Raw genomic sequence first — 15,982 nt, 5'->3', positions numbered from 1 at the left:
CGCTTTCGGGGGCTCGGGTCGGCGCGTCCGTTCAACGGCAAGATTCTTCGGCGGCGGCGCATCACTTCCACTGCAGAAAGAGGTCGGCAATTATGCAGATTGCGAAAAATATTTCAACCTGCTTTTATGATTGTTTTGCCCAAGGAGCACCCGATGGACTATCGCCAGCTAGGCCGTACCGACCTGAACGTGAGTGCAATCTGCCTCGGCACCATGACCTGGGGCGAGCAAAACACTGAAGCTGAAGCCTTCGCCCAGATCGAACGGGCCAAGCAAGCCGGGATCAATTTCATCGACACCGCCGAGATGTACCCGGTGCCGCCAAAAGCCGAAACCTACGCCACCACCGAGCGCTACATCGGCAATTACTTCAAAAGTCGCGGCGACCGCGCCGACTGGATTCTCGCCAGCAAGATCGCAGGTCCGGGCAACACCATCGACTACATCCGCGACAAGAACCTGCGCCACAACCGTCAGCACATCACTGAAGCCGTCGATGCCAGCCTCAAGCGCCTGCAGACCGATTACATCGACCTGTACCAATTGCACTGGCCAGAGCGCAGCACCAATTTTTTCGGACAGCTGGGCTACAAACACAAGATCGAAGCGAACCTGACCCCGCTCGAAGACACCCTCGAAGCACTCGACGAGCAGGTAAAGGCCGGCAAGATCCGCCACATCGGCCTGTCCAACGAAACACCGTGGGGCACCATGCGTTTTCTGGCCCTCGCCGAAGCCCGTGGCTGGCCGCGCGCGGTGTCGATCCAGAACCCGTACAACCTGCTCAACCGCAGTTTTGAAGTGGGTCTGGCGGAAATCGCCATCCGCGAACAGTGCGGCCTCCTCGCCTATTCGCCGCTGGCGTTCGGTTTCCTGTCAGGCAAGTACGAAGGTGGCGCTCGTCCACCGAAGGGCCGCCTGAGCCTCTACAGCCGCTTCAGTCGCTATTTCAATGCGCAATCGGAAGCAGCGTGCAGCCGTTATGTGGCGCTGGCCCGTGAACACGGTCTGGATCCGGCGCAAATGGCATTGGCGTTCGTGACGCAGCAACCGTTCGTCACCAGCAACATCATTGGGGCGACGACGCTTGAGCAACTGGACAGCAACATCGCCAGCTTCGACCTGAAGCTGTCGGATGAAGTGCTGGAAGGGATTGAGGCGATTCACAAGGATCATCCGAATCCTGCGCCTTGATTGATTCATAGACCCAATCGCGAGCAGGCTCACGCCTACAAGGGAACGCATTCCAAATGTAGGAGTGAGCCTGCTCGCGATAGCGGTCTGACAGTCACCAGAATTTCAAAGCGACCGCGCAATGATCTCCTTCATGATTTCATTGGTGCCGGCATAGATCCGTTGCACCCGCGCATCCGCCCACGCCCGGGCCACCGGGTATTCCCACATGAAGCCGTAGCCACCATGCAATTGCACGCACTCGTCGAGCACCTTGCATTGCAGGTCGGTGCCCCAGTATTTCGCCATCGCCGCCGTCGGTACGTCGAGCTTGCCTTGCAGGTGCAGCTCCAGACACTTATCGACGAAGACCCGACCGATCTGAATCTCCGTGGCCATCTCAGCCAATTTGAATCGGGTGTTCTGAAAGTCGGCAATCGCCTTGCCAAAGGCTTTGCGATCACGGGTGTAATCCAGCGTCCACTGCAATGCCGCTTCGGCTGAAGCCAGCCCACCGATCGCCACGGTCAGGCGCTCCTGCGGCAATTCCTGCATCAGATAAGCGAATCCGGCCCCAGCCTGACCCAAGAGGTTTTCCTTCGGCACACGCACGTCCTGGAAGAACAATTCCGACGTATCCTGGGCCTTCATTCCGACCTTCTCCAGGCGTTTGCCCTTCTCGAAGCCCGGCGTGTTCGCTTCGACCAGAAACAGGCTGGTGCCCTTGGCGCCGGCCTTGGGATCAGTCTTGGCGACAACGATCACCAGGTCTGCGAGAAAACCGTTGGTGATAAAGGTTTTCGAGCCGTTGATCACATACTCGTCACCGTCCAGCACAGCGGTGGTTTTCACGCCTTGCAGATCGGAACCCGCGCCCGGCTCGGTCATGGCGATGGCCGTGACCATCTCGCCCGAAACCAGTTTCGGCAGGTATTTGTGCTTCAGCGCTTCGCTGCCGTAATGCAGGATGTAAGGCGCGACGATGTCGGAATGCAACGAGAAGCCGATGCCGGTCAGGCCCAGCCGACCGACCTCTTCGATCACCACGGCGCTGTAGAGAAAGTCCGCGCCCAGCCCGCCGTACTCCTCCGGAAGGTGCGAGCAAAGCATCCCCGCCTCCCCTGCCTTGTTCCACAGCTTGCGGTCGATATGGCCTTGTTTCTCCCATTGCGCGTGATACGGCACGGCCTCTTTCTCAAGGAACGTTCGTACGCTGTCGCGAAACAATTCGTGCTCGGAGCTGAACAAGGTTCTGGGGATCATGCGGCACCTTACTTTCTTGTTGGAGGATTATGGCCTTCAGAGACTAAGCCTCCCCTCTGACACAGGACACTGGACACATCCGACAAAAAATAAGACGATCCAGCCGTCTGGTGACCACTTTCCCTTATAAAAACAAAACAAAAGTTGAATTATGTCCAAGCAAGTCTCCACGCCCTTGCGGCGCGTCAGCATCCTGGCAATCGACCGGGTTTTCGCTTACACCCTCATGCAGGCCAAGGATTTTTTCCATGTGGCCAGCCTCCGTTACGGCAAACAACTGGGCCACGGCCTGACGCCGGCGTTTGAAACACGAATCGTCAGCCCCGATGGCAAACCGGTGAAAAGCTTCAGCGATGTCGTCATGCCGGTGGATGGTGGTCTGGAAAACACCGATATCATCATCCTCCCGGCGTTCTGGGATGATTTCGAGACCTTGTGCAGCCGTTATCCACAGATCCTGCCTTGGCTGCGCGAGCAACATGCCCGCGGCGCTGTGCTGTGCGGCGAAGCCACTGGCGTGTTCTGGCTGGCCGAAGCCGGGTTGCTCGATGGCAAGGAAGCGACGACCTACTGGCGTTTCTTCAATGCCTTTGCCGAACGCTTTCCGAAGGTCTACCTCAATCAGGACAAGCACCTGACCGACGCCGATAACCTTTACTGCGCCGGCGGCACCACATCGGCCTGCGACCTCTATATCTACCTGATCGAGCGTTTCTGCGGTGCCAACGTGGCGCAAGCCGTGGCCCGCGACATTCTCTATGAGGTGCAGCGCAGCTATGCGCCGGGGCGTATCGGTTTCGGCGGGCAGAAGCTGCATCAGGACGTGATCATCCTGCAGATTCAGCACTGGCTCGAAGAGCATTTCGCCGACAAGTTCCGCTTCGAAGACGTCGCCCGCGAGCATGGCATGAGCATCCGCAATTTCATGCGGCGCTTCCAGACCGCCACCGGCGACAAGCCGCTGCACTACCTGCAACGCCTGCGCATCGAGACGGCCAAGGGCTTGTTGTCCGGCAGCCGCAAGAGCATCAAGACCATCAGTTATGAGGTCGGTTACGACGACGCGAGCTTCTTTGCGCGGTTGTTCCGCCAGCACACTGAGCTGTCGCCGAATCAGTATCGGCAGCAGTTCCAACAGGCTGCGTAGCCCTCTGCCCATACACAAACCCATTGATCGTTCCCACGCTCTGCGTGGGAATGCTGCCAATGGACGCTCCGCGTCCGCCCCGGAATGTGACGCAGAGCGTCACGGTATGCATTCCCACGCGGAGCGTGGGAACGATCAGTGTGCGCGGGCCGGTGAATTCGAGATAAAAAAGGGCCTGCAATCGCAGGCCCTTTTACTTTGCCGATTCTGTTTAAGGCTTGTGCGCCCGCGACAGGAACTCGTGCGATTGCATCTCCAGCAATCGGCTCAACGTGCGCTGGAACTCGAAGTTCAAACGTCCGCCGGTGTACAGATCCTTCAGCTCGACTTCAGCAGAAATGATCAGCTTGACGTTACGGTCGTAGAACTCGTCGACCATGTTGATGAAGCGGCGAGCGATGTCGTCGGTGGTGACGCTCATCTGCTCGACACCGCTGAGCAGCACGGCGTGGAAGATCTTGCCCAGTTCGATGTAGTCGTTCTGGCTACGCGGGCCGTCGCACAGTTCGCGGAAGTCGAACCACGCCACGTCATCGCAAGTACGCAGGGCGCGGATCTCGCGGTTTTCGATGATCAGTACATCGTTCTCGACCGCGGCAGTGCATTCCGGCGTCAGTGCCTTGAAGCTCTTGCGCAGGCTTTCGTGAGCGGCTTCATCGAGCGGATAGTGGAACAGCTCCGCTTGTTCGAGGTGACGCAGACGATAGTCGACGCCGCTGTCGACGTTGACGATCTCGGTGTTCTGCTTGATCAGCGCAATGGCTGGCAAGAAGCGCGCACGCTGCAGACCGTCCTTGTACAGGCCGTCCGGGACGATGTTCGAGGTCGCGACCAGGGTCACGCCATTCTTGAACAGCTCTTCCATCAGCGTGCCGAGGATCATCGCATCGGTGATGTCAGACACGAAGAACTCATCGAAGCAGATTACCCGCGACTCAGTCGCGAAGCGCTTGGCGATGATGGTCAGCGGGTTTTTCTCGCCGCCAAGGGTTTTCATCTCTTCGTGCACGCGCTTCATGAAGCGGTGGAAGTGGGTGCGGGTCTTTTCCTTGAACGGCAGCGCTTCGAAGAAGGTGTCGACCAGGTAAGTCTTGCCGCGACCTACGCCGCCCCAGAAATACAGGCCCTTGACCGGCGTCTGATCCTTTTTGCCGAACAGCTTGCTCAGCAGACCCGGCTTGTTCTGATCGGCGGCGATCAGATCCTCGTACAAACGCTGCAAATGACGCACAGCAGTTTCCTGCGCGGCGTCATGGAAGAAGTCCGGGCGTTTCAGATCAGCTTGGTATCGTTCTAGGGGCGTCATAATTCGTTAGCAAGGCAACAAAAACGGGCCGTCACTGTAGCGACGGCCCGTAGGAATGGCAATCGGCCCTTGGTCGGGTCGTGCCGCCGATTAGTCCTGAACCGGGGTCAGCGCGACGCGCAAAGCCTCGATGGCCGCGTCCCGCGCAGCAGCGTCGGCGAACGCCGGGCTGTCACCAACGCACTCGCCTTCCAGCCAGACGCTGAAGCTCAGGTCTTCGCTGCGCACGTCCAGCGGCTGGCCGGATTGCAGTTGCTTGGTCACCTGGCCTGCGGTTTTGCCGTCGGCGAAGTTGCGCGACAGCAGCAGTTGCTCGCCATCGGCTGCCAGCAGACGGAAACGGAAGCTGCCGTCGTCTTCGCGGAAGCTGACGAAACGCGCGGCTTTCGCGGCTTTCTTCTTGGTGGTCGCAGCAACCTGAACCTGATTGACGAAGGAGCGCAGGCCAACGGCTTCGCGCAGTTCGTTGAGGAACGGCGTTGCCACGGCGCGGGCCTTCTTGGCACCGATCTGCAGAATGTCTTCCAGATCCGCCGGGCGCTCGATCAACTGGTGATACTTGTCGCGCGCTTCGCCGAGATCGTTGTCGAGCAACTGGAACAGACGGTTCTTCGCCTCGCCCCAACCCAGACCGCCCAACAGTTCGCTGCGGAATTCGTCAGCCTGCGCCGGCGTGGCGAAAGCCTGGAACAGGGTGAACAGGTGCGAATTGTCCGGATCCTTGGCTTCGCCTGGCGCTTTGGAGTCGGTGACGATCCGCGAGATCGCGTCCTTCATCTCTTTGGCGCTGGAGAACAACGGGATGGTGTTGTCGTAGCTCTTCGACATCTTGCGACCGTCGAGGCCTGGCAACGTCGCCACGCTTTCTTCGATCAGCGCTTCGGGCATGGTGAAGAATTCTTTGCCCTGACCGAACAAGTGGTTGAAACGTTGGCCGATGTCGCGGGCCATTTCCACGTGCTGGATCTGGTCACGACCGACCGGCACCTTGTGCGCGTTGAACATCAAAATGTCCGCAGCCATCAGCACTGGATAGCTGTAGAGGCCCATGGTGATGCCGGCGTCCGGGTCTTCACCGGTTTCGACGTTTTTGTCCACCGACGCCTTGTAGGCGTGCGCGCGGTTGAGCAGGCCCTTGGCCGCGACGCAGGTCAGCAGCCAGGTCAGCTCAGGGATTTCCGGGATGTCGGACTGACGGTAGAAGGTCACGCGGTCGACATCGAGGCCACCGGCCAGCCAGGTCGCGGCGATTTCCAGACGCGAGCGCTGGATGCGCAGCGGGTCATCGCATTTGATCAGGGCGTGGTAGTCGGCAAGAAAGTAGAACGAGTCGGCATTGCTGTCGCGGCTGGCAAGGATCGCCGGGCGGATGGCGCCGGCATAGTTGCCCAGGTGCGGCGTGCCGGTGGTGGTGATGCCGGTGAGGATACGGGTACGGTTCGTCATGGGTAATCGCTTGTCAGACTGCAATCAATTCGAGAGACGCGGCAGGATCAGATCCTTGAGATCGGTCAGCTTGCCATGAAAAAAGTGTCCGCATTCTGCCACTTTCAGCAGCTCATGGGGGCGCTGGAGTTTTTCCGACCAGTCGTAAACCAGTTGCGGATCGATGACTTCGTCGGTTTCCGGCTGAATCACCGTGAGTTCGCCGTGTTGCGGCAGTTGATCCTGCTCGCCAAGACGCATCACCGCCGGCGCGACCATGAACAGGTGCTTGAGCTGCACGCCTTGCGCTTCGAGACGGCCACCGAGACTTGCTGCAACAAATCCGCCGAAGGAGAAACCGAACAGGGTCAGCGGCAGATCCGGGTGTTTCTCGCGCAACCACTTGGCGGCTGCCTGGGCATCGTCGACTTCACCGGTGCCCATGTCGTGGGAACCTTCACTGGCACCCACGCCGCGATAGTTGAAGCGCAAGGTGATCAGGCCGGCGTCGCGCGCGGTGCGCTGCAGGGTCGAGACGACCTTGTTGAGCATGGTGCCGCCCTGCACCGGGTTCGGATGGCAGATCAGCGCGATGCCGATTGGTTGCTCGTTATCCAGGTACAACGCTTCGATTTGGCCGACGGGGCCGGCAATCACTACAGGGGTTTCACGCATCAGCAAGGAAGGAACTCCGTGACCTCGAATCGGGTCGACTCGTCTAGCAAATTGTCTGTGCCAATCTATTGCGAGTGAATCGCGGTATACAGCGCAGGTTCGAGCCGTTAACGTAAAGCAAAGCCGTTTATAGAGGAAGGACTCGTGGAACACTCGCTCTTAGTTTGGTTGTTACCGACTCTTGCCCTGGTTGTGGGTGTCGCCATTGGATTCCTGATCGCGCGCGTTGCGCCGAACGCCGCGCCGAGCCGTACGCAGCGTCAACTGGATGATATCCAGGAGCGTTTCGACAGTTATCAAAACGAGGTGGTCACCCACTTCAACAGCACCGCGATGCTGGTCAAGAAGCTGACCCAGAGCTATCAGGAAGTGCAGGATCATCTCGCCGAGGGTGCCAATCGTCTGGCCCTGGACGAGCAGACCCGCCAGCGCCTGATCGCTGCCCTGCACGCTGACGCGGCGCAGGCGCCACGTGAACGCCTGACGCCACCGCGCGATCAGGAGCCGCCACGCGACTACGCACCGAAGACGCCGAACTCACCGGGCATGCTCGATGAGCACTATGGCTTGAAGAAGTAATCAGTCTTCGCTGACAAACAAAAAGCCCCCGGACAGTGATGTCCGAGGGCTTTTTTGTGCCTGATGGTTTTGTGGTACCGATTTGATCGCCATCGCGAGCAGGCTCACTCCTACATTTTGAATTGCATTCCCCTGTAGGAGTGAGCCTGCTCGCGAAGGGGCCAGAACTGACCACAAAAAAAATGCCCGATCACCGGATCGGGCATTTCTTCATTCAGGCAAGCGCTTATGGATACTGCTGAACAGTGCCCGGCTGTTGCTGCTGACCACCATATTGCTGGCCCGGAATCGCCTTCAGATTGACTTCAACCCGACGGTTCTGCGCCCGGCCATTGACGTCGCCGTTGCTGGCAATCGGATTATCCGGACCGGCACCACGGGCCGTCAGGTTGGCACCGCTGACGCCTTGCGAGGTCAGGTAGGTCGCCACGCTCTGCGCACGACGCTGGGACAGGTCCATGTTGTGCTGGCGGCTGCCGGTGCTGTCGGTGTAACCGACGATCTCGATCTGATTCTGGTTGAACTCTTTCAGCGAGTTGGCCAGATTGTTCAGCGGTTGATAGAAGCTGGACGCGATGTTCGCCGAGTCGGTCGCGAAGGTGATATTGCCTGGCATGATCAGCTTGATCTGATCGCCCTGACGCTGCACTTCAACCCCGGTGTTGGCCATGCTCGCGCGTAGCTTGGCTTCCTGCTTGTCAGCGTAATAACCGTAACCGGCCGCCGAAGCCCCCACCACCGCCGCGCCGATCAAGGCACCTTTGCCGCGATTGTTATGGTCGATGGCAGCACCGGCCAAAGCACCGGCCAGCGCACCGAGACCACCGTACTTGGCGGTTTTGCTCATGCCTTGAGAGCCACCATCGGCCTGGCCCTGATTGTCATACGGATTAGGCGAGGCGCAGCCGGACAGCAAGGCCACGGCGGTAGCGACAATAATCAAACGACGCTTGGTGAACATGGAGAGCTCCTACTTTTGCATTCTATGACGGCCATTTTTGGCAATGGACCTGTGCGGGCGTTGGATCATGACAATGCACAAAAATTCCGCCGGGCACTCGTGACAAAATATTTAGGCCCGCACAAAAGGGTTCTCGCGCATTTCATCGCCCAACCGTGTATCCGGACCGTGCCCGGTCACCACTGTTGCGTCTTCGTCCAGGGTATACAGCCGCTGTTTGATCGAACGCACGATGGTCGCCTGATCGCCGCCCCACAAATCCGTACGTCCTACGCCACGACGAAACAGCGTGTCGCCGGCAATCAACAGCTTAGCCTCGGAAAACCAAAAGCTCATGGAACCGGGGGTATGTCCCGGCGTATGCAGGGCCACGCCGCAACCACAGGCCAGTTCTTCATCATCGCTTAACCAGCGATCTGGCGATGGCACCGGAGTGTATGGCACACCGAACATCTGGCACTGCATCTCGAGGTTGTCCCAAAGAAACTGGTCTTCCTTGTGCAAATGCAGGGTCGCGCCGGTTTTTTCCTTCATCTGCCCGGAAGCAAGGAAATGATCGAGGTGCGCGTGGGTGTGGATGATGCTGACCACTTTCAGGCCATGCGCATCGAGGCGCGCCATGATCAGGTCAGGGTTGCCGCCCGGGTCGACGACAATGGCTTTTTTGGTCAGCGGGTCGCCGATGATCGTGCAATTGCACTGCAACGGGCCAACAGGGAAGGTTTCGCGGATCAGCGCTGGTTTTGCAACAGTCATGGGCAATCCTGAGCCAAGGTTCGAAGCGGCAGATCGGCGATTTTACCGCCGTTAGATCATTAACCCCAGCTCCTTGGCGCGCGCCACGGCTTGGGTGCGCCGCTCGACACCCAGCTTGCTGTTGATGTGGCTCGCATGGGTTTTCACCGTGTGCAGTGAAATGAACAACTGCTCGCTGATCTCCTGGTTGGAACAACCTTGGGCGATCAGTCGCAGCACCGCCAGCTCACGACTGCTGAGCTGTTCTGCTGCCGGACACTCGGGCACCGGACGGGTGGTAGACGGGGCAATGTGTTCGAGCAATTGCTGGCCAACCGGGTTCGACACGTTAGCCGCCAATTGCCCGCGCACCCAGTCCGGATGTTCCTTGAGCAAGCCATCGAAGGGTTGCAGCACACCGCCCGCTGCGGCATCCAGCGCCAGGCTCAAAGTCTTGCGCGCTTCCGGCTCGCGACCACCGGCCAGCAGCAACGCCACTTTCTGCGTCAACGCCATCACACTGAGCAACTGGCGGCCGGTTTGCTGGCCGTTTTCATGCAACACGTTCAACCGCCCTTCGGCGAGCATCGGTTGCCCTTGAATCATGTCGAGCAGTGCCTGTTGCAGCTCGACATGCAAGGGCAACTGCGGATGAAATTCCGGTGGCGCGGCAGCACGTTCGCCGGTGTAGGTCTGGCCCAGTCGCGCCAGCCAGGCTTCGGCCAGATCGGTGCGGCCCTGTGCCAGCCACAGTTCGCATTTGACCAGCGTGATCATCGCCAGATAGTAGATCGGCGGCACGTCCCAGATATGCATCAGCCGTTCGGCTTCGGCCAATTCCGCAAAAGCACCGGCGAACTCGCCTTTGGCGCCATCCAGCCGGGCGATCACACAATGGCCGATCAACACGCTGATATCGCGACAGGCGCGCGCCTCTGCGATCCCGGTCAGCAGGCGCCCGCGCGCGGCCTGGGGTTGCAGGCGCATCGCCAGCAGAAAGCCCTCGTATAACGTCAGACGCGCACGTACGGCGTACAAACGTTGCGCCGACAACCCGCGCAAGCGCTCCAGCCCTTGGTGTACTTCCGTGAGCGCACGGAGAATTTCACCTCGCGATTGCAGAACCCGCGCCCGGTCGTAATGCGCCAATGCTTCAAACAAGGGATTGCCGACCCGCTGCGCCAGCTCAAGGGATTCGCGGTTCAAGCCCCGCGCGCGCCACAGATCGCCATCGGCAATGGCCAGATTCGACAAGGTCGACAAGCACATCAACCGCTGACCGTAGCGCTTGGCCGGCAGGCTTTCGAGCGCTTCGCTGCAATAGCGCAGCGTCAACTCTCGATGCCCGCGTCCGCGAGCAATGATTCCGCTGAGTGCCAGCCATTGCGCCAGCATCGACTTTTGCGCGGTGGCCGAAGGCGCCGGCAGGAAACGGCTCAGATGACTGGACAATTCTTCGGCGGCATCGAGCTGACAGGCCAGCCCCAGCGCCCAGCTGTAGAGCACGATCAAGCGTGGCGTGCTGATCAGCAGACTGTCGGGCAAATCCATTTTCCAGCGCAGCAACATGCCGATGTTTTGCTCGGCAAGCAGTTGTTCTTCGGAGAGGTTCTGCACCAGATTCGCTGCCACGTCGAGATGGCCGGCGCGCAAGGCCTGCTCCACCGCTTCGTCGAGCAGCCCCTGCGCGTTGAACCAGCGGCAGGCGCGCAGATGCAGGGTCGCCGGCGGCACCATCGCCTGCGCGATCGGACGACTGCGCAGCAAGTCGGAAAATAAATGGTGATAGCGATACCAGTGGCCATGTTCGTCCAGTGGCACCAGAAAGACTTGGTGTGCGAGCAGGAAACGCAGGATTTCGGCACTGTCATGGGCTTCGCGCACGGCATCGCAGAGTTCGCTGCAAAAGCGCTCCTGTGGCGCCGTGTCGTAGAGAAATGCCTGCACTTCGGCCGGCAAACAATCGATGACCTCTTCCAGCAGATAGTCGCGGATCAGCCCTTCCCCGCCGTTCAACGCTTGCGGCAACACCGCATCGCTGCCGGCCTCGGCCACCGCCAGCAGCCAGAAACGCAAACCCGCGACCCAGCCTTCGCTGCGCTGAATCAGGCTTTCCAGGGCTTCACCGCGCAGAGACGTGCTGTGCCGATCGAGCAGGCTCAGTGCTTCGTCGTGGGTCAGGCGCAAATCCTGTTCATGCAATTCGAGCAACTGTCGCGACAGGCGCAAGCGCGCCAGATGCCAGTCCGGTCGCTGCCGGCTGGTAACCATGACCAGCAGGCCATCGGGCAAATGATTGAGGAAGAATTGCAGGCAACGGTCAAGAACCGGGCCTTGAGCGAGATGGTAATCGTCGAGCAACAGCAGCAACGGCGCCGCCGGATCAAGTTGCAGCGCCAGTTCGTCGAGCAAGCCATCGAGCCATTCCTCGAAGGCAAATGGCTGATGCCGTTGGCGCATTTTCAGCAGGCCCAACGCGCGGCTGCCCAACTGTGGAAAGTAGTCCTGCAGGCCTTCGAGCAAGCGTTCGAGAAACCGCCCCGGGTCGCTGTCCCGTGGGCTCAGACCCAGCCATAAACTTTGCCAATGCGCTGGCAGGCTCTGACAAAACTCCACTGCCAGCGAACTCTTGCCAAACCCGGCCGGGGCGCTGACCAGCAACAGTCGCCCACCGAGCCCGGCTTGCAGGCGCTCGCAAAGTCGTGGTCGCAGCACGTATCCGTCGGGGAGTGGCGGGCGAAAAAAACGCCCGTCCAATGCCGTGACGGCAACACTTGCGGGACCCGGAAGTGGGGACAGATCAGTCATGGCCGGCTCTTGTTCGAATTGCTGTTGGCGGCGTTGCAGATGTCCGCAGACTAGCCTTAAACGAAGAGGGAATGAAGGTTGCTGCTACAAATGGCTACAAAAAAGCTACACAGCGCCGACAAAAACCGGCATCACCGCTGCATCGCGCGCCCCGATGAACCCCTGTAGGAGCTGCCGCAGGCTGCGATTTTTTGACGTTGTTTTGCCCCCCCTCAAAAAAAGCAGGATCGAAAGATCGCAGCCTGCGGCAGCTCCTGCACAAGCAGGGAAATCTGATCGAAAAAAAACGCCCCGAACCAGTCGGGGCGTTTTTCACGAGGATGCGGCCTCGGGTTTACAGCGGTTTAGCGGACGCCATCCTGCCGCAGAGCGGCCGGGGTGAAGTCACTGGTGGTGGCGGTGAAGCCGAAGTCATACGCACTCTTCTCTTCGTTCTTCATGCCCAGAGCCAGATAACGGCCGGACTGTAGGTCGTAGAGGGTTTCCAGGGCGTACCACGGCACTTGCTTGTCGTAGTAGTTCTCGGCATGCGCCTCGGCCACACGCCACAGCTGGCCACGACCATCGTAATGGTCGATCACCGCGGCTTGCCAGGTGTCTTCGTCAATGTAGAAGTCACGCTTGGCGTAGATGTGGCGCTGACCTTCCTTCAGGGTCGCGACCACATGCCAGACGCGGCGCAGCTCGTAACGCGCCAGATCCTGGTTGATGTGACCGGCCTTGATGATGTCAGCGTATTTCAGCTTCGGATCGTCGAGCTTGTAGCTGTCGGAGGCGATGTACATCTCTTTCTTGCCTTCGAGCTTCCAGTCGTAGCGATCCGGTGCACCGTTGAACATGTCGAGGTTGTCGGAAGTACGCAGGCCATCCGCCGCGGTACCCGGGCCGTCATAGGACACTTGTGGCGCGCGACGCACGCGGCGCTGACCGGCGTTGTAGACCCACGCTGAGCGCGGTTCCTTCACTTGGTCGAGAGTCTCGTGCACCAGCAGCACGCCACCGGCCAGACGTGCCGGCGCGGTCACTTTCTGCTTGAAGTAGAACAGGATGTTGCCCGGATTCGCCGGATCGTAGTCCTTCATCTTGTCGCGGAACACGAACTGATCCTGGAAGTACACCAGGCTGTACGAGCCGTTCGGTTGCGGCGTGGCCTGAGTCACCAGACGGGTCACGCTGCCGCCGCGATAGCGGGTGATGTGGTTCCAGATGACTTCTACACCGGTTTTCGGAATCGGGAACGGCACGGCGGTATCGAAGTTTTCCAGACCGTTGCCGCCGGACACCAGATTGGTGGTGGTGGCGTTTTTCTTGATGGCGGCGAACACGTCATCCGGCACGGTCGCACCGCGATGGGACGGATACACCGGCATCTTGAAGGTGTCCGGGTAACGCTTGAACATCGCGTACTGCCCCGGCGCGAGTTTGTCCTTGTACTTGTCGACGTCTTTCGCCGTGATGGTGAACAGCGGTTGCTCACTGGCGTATGGATTGGACAGGAAACCCTTGCTGTCGACCGAGCCGGCATTCTTCGGCAGTGGCTTCCAGGCAGGAATGGAACCATCGGCATTACCAGCCATTTCGGCGCCCATCGGCGTCAGGCTCTTGCCCAGTTTGTCGGCTTCGGCGGCAGGTACCGCGGCCATGACACCGGTCGCCAGCAGCGACAGACCCAGAACACCGGCGTGGAACAGACTCTTTGTTATTTTCATATGTGTGTTCGTCCTGAAATGCAGTGCTTAGAAGTTCACGCCGAAGCTGAGCGCAACGAAGTCGCGATCATCCACGGTGGTGTACTTGCCATCGAAGAAGTTGGTGTAAGCCAGGCTCGCGGTGTAGGTGTTCTGGTATTCCGCGTCGACACCGAGGCTGACAGCCTTGCGACCTTCCTCGAAGTTGCCGCCAGGGCCAGGCGAGTAACCGCTGACGTCGTGGGACCAGGCCACGTTCGGCTTGAGGTTCACACCGGCGAACACGTCGTTGTATTCCCAGATGGCACGACCGCGATAGCCCCAGGAAACCGATGTGGTGAAGCCGTCATTGTCGCAATTGCGGCTGCGGTTGTTTTGCGGCGACCCAGGCCCTGCACCGTTGATGGTGCTGGCGTTGAGAATGTTGGAGCAGGTATTGATACCGCCAGTGGCCGGCAACTCACCCGGGCCATACACGGGATCGCGGCCATAACGCATGTCGGAACGGCTTTCCAGCCCGCCGACATAGGTCGCACCGACTTCACCGACCAGGGTCAGACGGCTGGCGCCCATGACCTGATCGAAGAAGTGCGTGAAGGTGGTCTGGATCTGGGTGATTTCCTTGCGTTCGTAACCGTGCAGATCCTGACCCGGCACGCCGTTGAGCAGCGAAGCGTTGGTCAGTGCACCGCCCAGTGGACGTACACCGGCAAACAGGATGTCGGTGGAGTTCAGTTGCACCGGCGCGTTCGGACGGTAGCTGATCTCACCGCTCCACGCAGTGCCCGTAGGCAGGGTGGTGGAGAAGCTCAGACCGTAGAGACGAATGTCTTCAGGGTATTCAATGAAGTATTGCGAGTTGCCCGCGACCAATAGGGGTGCGAGTGCGGCAAAAGGCCCCGGCAGCCCGCGCGCCGTGTTGTAGACAGATTGCGGCGCACCGGTGGCACTGAAGATCGGCGCACGGCTGTGGTAGTTCATGAAGTAGGCACCGAACTCGGTGTCCAGCGGTTCGTACATGTACTTGAAGGATGCGCCCCACTGGCCGCTGTCACGGGCATCGCGATCGCCGCCACGGCGTACCAGAACACCTTCTTCGTTGACGTTGACGCCGTTGGCGGCCAACGGCCCCAAGGCGACGGCCGGAATTTGCGAACGTTTGTTCAGCACGCGCAGGTTGTCGTTGCAACCGTCGGCAACGATGTCCGGCTGCGAGAAGAACGTGCCGCAGTTGTCGACGACGGTCTGGTCCCATTCCAGTTGATAGAACGCTTCGGCCGAGAGGTTCTCGGTGAGACTCTGGGACACATAGAACATGTTGACCGGGATCAGGCCTTCCTTGATCTCGGCGCCCGGACGACGGAACGCCGACACGTCGATCGGGTTGATCGAGTTGATGCCGCCGCCGATGAAGGTACTTTCACCCCAGCTCACGACCTGCTTGCCCAGACGCACCGAGCCCGGCTGATCGGCAACCGAATAGTTGTGATAGACGAAGGCATCGAGGATCTGCCCGCCGGACGACTTGGCGCCTTCCTTGCGGTTGCTGTCACTGATGTCCTTGAACTGTCGGCTTTCGTCCTTGAGCTCGAAGTCGTACCAGTATTTGCCACGGACGAACACACCGGTGTCGCCGTATTTCAGTTCAAGGTCATGGATGCCCTTGAAGATTTTCGAGAAGGTCTCGCCGCTCTTGAAGTTGGCGTGGCCGTCATCGGAGGTCTGCGACAGGCCATGGCCGCCGTTGTTGACGCCGATGAGGTTCTTGTTCGGGCTCTGAGTAGACCAACTGGCACCGATCGACAGAGAAGAGTCGAACTGGCCTTCGATTTCACCGACGTTGAAACTGACGCCGAATGCGGGCCCGGCGAGCGAAGAGGCAATGCTGACCGCCAGAGGCAGTTTTGCCCGGCGCCAGAACTGGTTTACTGAGGTCATCGACGCTACTCCATGTGCATTATTGTTATGGCAGTGAGTACTTTTAAAAACGCTGTGGAAGACCGGGCGCCAGGGCTGCCCGAAATCATTCCAAAGTTGCTCGCCCCGTTCAGTGCGTGTGCTCCGTTCTTAAAAATCCTTGAGCGGACTATAGCCAGCAGGTGGTACTGCTTGATCCCTCTAAAGTGTGATTTGCAGCTGCCGGCCACTCTGGAACAGTCCTTTCGCCAGTCCGACACGTGTCGGCACGGCAAGGATGGCTGAATTTTTCGATTTCACAAGGC

General features: G+C 59.5%; 12 protein-coding genes. 3 read left to right on the top strand and 9 right to left on the bottom strand.

What is annotated here, in order from left to right:
• The first annotated feature begins 153 nt into the window (after positions 1–153).
• A complete protein-coding gene (locus CQ009_RS22860) occupies positions 154–1,194 on the top strand; it encodes an NADP(H)-dependent aldo-keto reductase (protein WP_064392875.1) in 1,041 nt (346 codons plus the stop codon).
• A 105-nt stretch (positions 1,195–1,299) separates the two neighbouring features.
• On the opposite strand, the gene CQ009_RS22855 is transcribed toward CQ009_RS22860, so the two are convergent.
• The gene (locus CQ009_RS22855; RefSeq protein ID WP_064392876.1) at positions 1,300–2,436 is read right to left on the bottom strand and encodes an acyl-CoA dehydrogenase family protein; all 1,137 of its coding nucleotides are present in this window, start codon (positions 2,434–2,436) and stop codon (positions 1,300–1,302) included.
• Positions 2,437–2,686: 250 nt separating this feature from the next.
• On the opposite strand from CQ009_RS22855, the gene CQ009_RS22850 reads away from it, so the two are divergent.
• Positions 2,687–3,583, top strand: a complete 897-nt coding sequence (locus CQ009_RS22850) for a GlxA family transcriptional regulator (protein WP_177330986.1) — start codon at positions 2,687–2,689, stop codon at positions 3,581–3,583.
• Positions 3,584–3,794: 211 nt separating this feature from the next.
• Here CQ009_RS22850 and zapE read toward each other — a convergent pair whose 3' ends face one another.
• The 3 genes from zapE to CQ009_RS22835 form a co-directional block, all read right to left on the bottom strand.
• Entirely contained in the window at positions 3,795–4,889 is a 1,095-nt protein-coding gene (gene zapE / locus CQ009_RS22845; protein WP_038361044.1) for a cell division protein ZapE, read from the bottom strand.
• 90 nt (positions 4,890–4,979) lie between these two features.
• Positions 4,980–6,335: a tryptophan--tRNA ligase gene (locus CQ009_RS22840; protein WP_034156484.1), complete on the bottom strand. Its 1,356-nt coding sequence runs from the start codon at positions 6,333–6,335 to the stop codon at positions 4,980–4,982.
• Between the two features lie 24 nt (positions 6,336–6,359).
• Positions 6,360–6,989 (bottom strand): alpha/beta hydrolase, encoded by a 630-nt coding sequence (locus CQ009_RS22835; RefSeq protein ID WP_105708805.1) that lies wholly within the window; start codon positions 6,987–6,989, stop codon positions 6,360–6,362.
• 144 nt (positions 6,990–7,133) lie between these two features.
• Here CQ009_RS22835 and CQ009_RS22830 point away from each other — a divergent pair, with 144 nt between their 5' ends.
• Positions 7,134–7,568 (top strand): YhcB family protein, encoded by a 435-nt coding sequence (locus CQ009_RS22830; protein ID WP_064392879.1) that lies wholly within the window; start codon positions 7,134–7,136, stop codon positions 7,566–7,568.
• Positions 7,569–7,794: 226 nt separating this feature from the next.
• Here CQ009_RS22830 and CQ009_RS22825 read toward each other — a convergent pair whose 3' ends face one another.
• The 5 genes from CQ009_RS22825 to CQ009_RS22805 form a co-directional block, all read right to left on the bottom strand.
• Positions 7,795–8,529, bottom strand: coding sequence for an OmpA family protein (locus CQ009_RS22825; RefSeq protein ID WP_064392880.1), 735 nt, complete (start codon positions 8,527–8,529; stop codon positions 7,795–7,797).
• Between the two features lie 111 nt (positions 8,530–8,640).
• Entirely contained in the window at positions 8,641–9,285 is a 645-nt protein-coding gene (locus CQ009_RS22820) for an MBL fold metallo-hydrolase (protein ID WP_105708794.1), read from the bottom strand.
• Between the two features lie 51 nt (positions 9,286–9,336).
• Positions 9,337–12,072 (bottom strand): LuxR C-terminal-related transcriptional regulator, encoded by a 2,736-nt coding sequence (locus CQ009_RS22815; protein ID WP_105708793.1) that lies wholly within the window; start codon positions 12,070–12,072, stop codon positions 9,337–9,339.
• A gap of 344 nt (positions 12,073–12,416) precedes the next feature.
• Entirely contained in the window at positions 12,417–13,781 is a 1,365-nt protein-coding gene (locus CQ009_RS22810) for a DUF1329 domain-containing protein (protein WP_095050635.1), read from the bottom strand.
• A 27-nt stretch (positions 13,782–13,808) separates the two neighbouring features.
• Positions 13,809–15,698, bottom strand: a complete 1,890-nt coding sequence (locus CQ009_RS22805) for a DUF1302 domain-containing protein (RefSeq protein WP_064392884.1) — start codon at positions 15,696–15,698, stop codon at positions 13,809–13,811.
• Positions 15,699–15,982 lie beyond the last annotated feature (284 nt).

This window comes from Pseudomonas sp. MYb2 (assembly GCF_002979955.1).
GTDB lineage: Bacteria > Pseudomonadota > Gammaproteobacteria > Pseudomonadales > Pseudomonadaceae > Aquipseudomonas.
The sequence above is the reverse complement of the archived record's forward strand: the minus strand, read 5'-3'. Positions and strand labels throughout refer to the sequence as shown.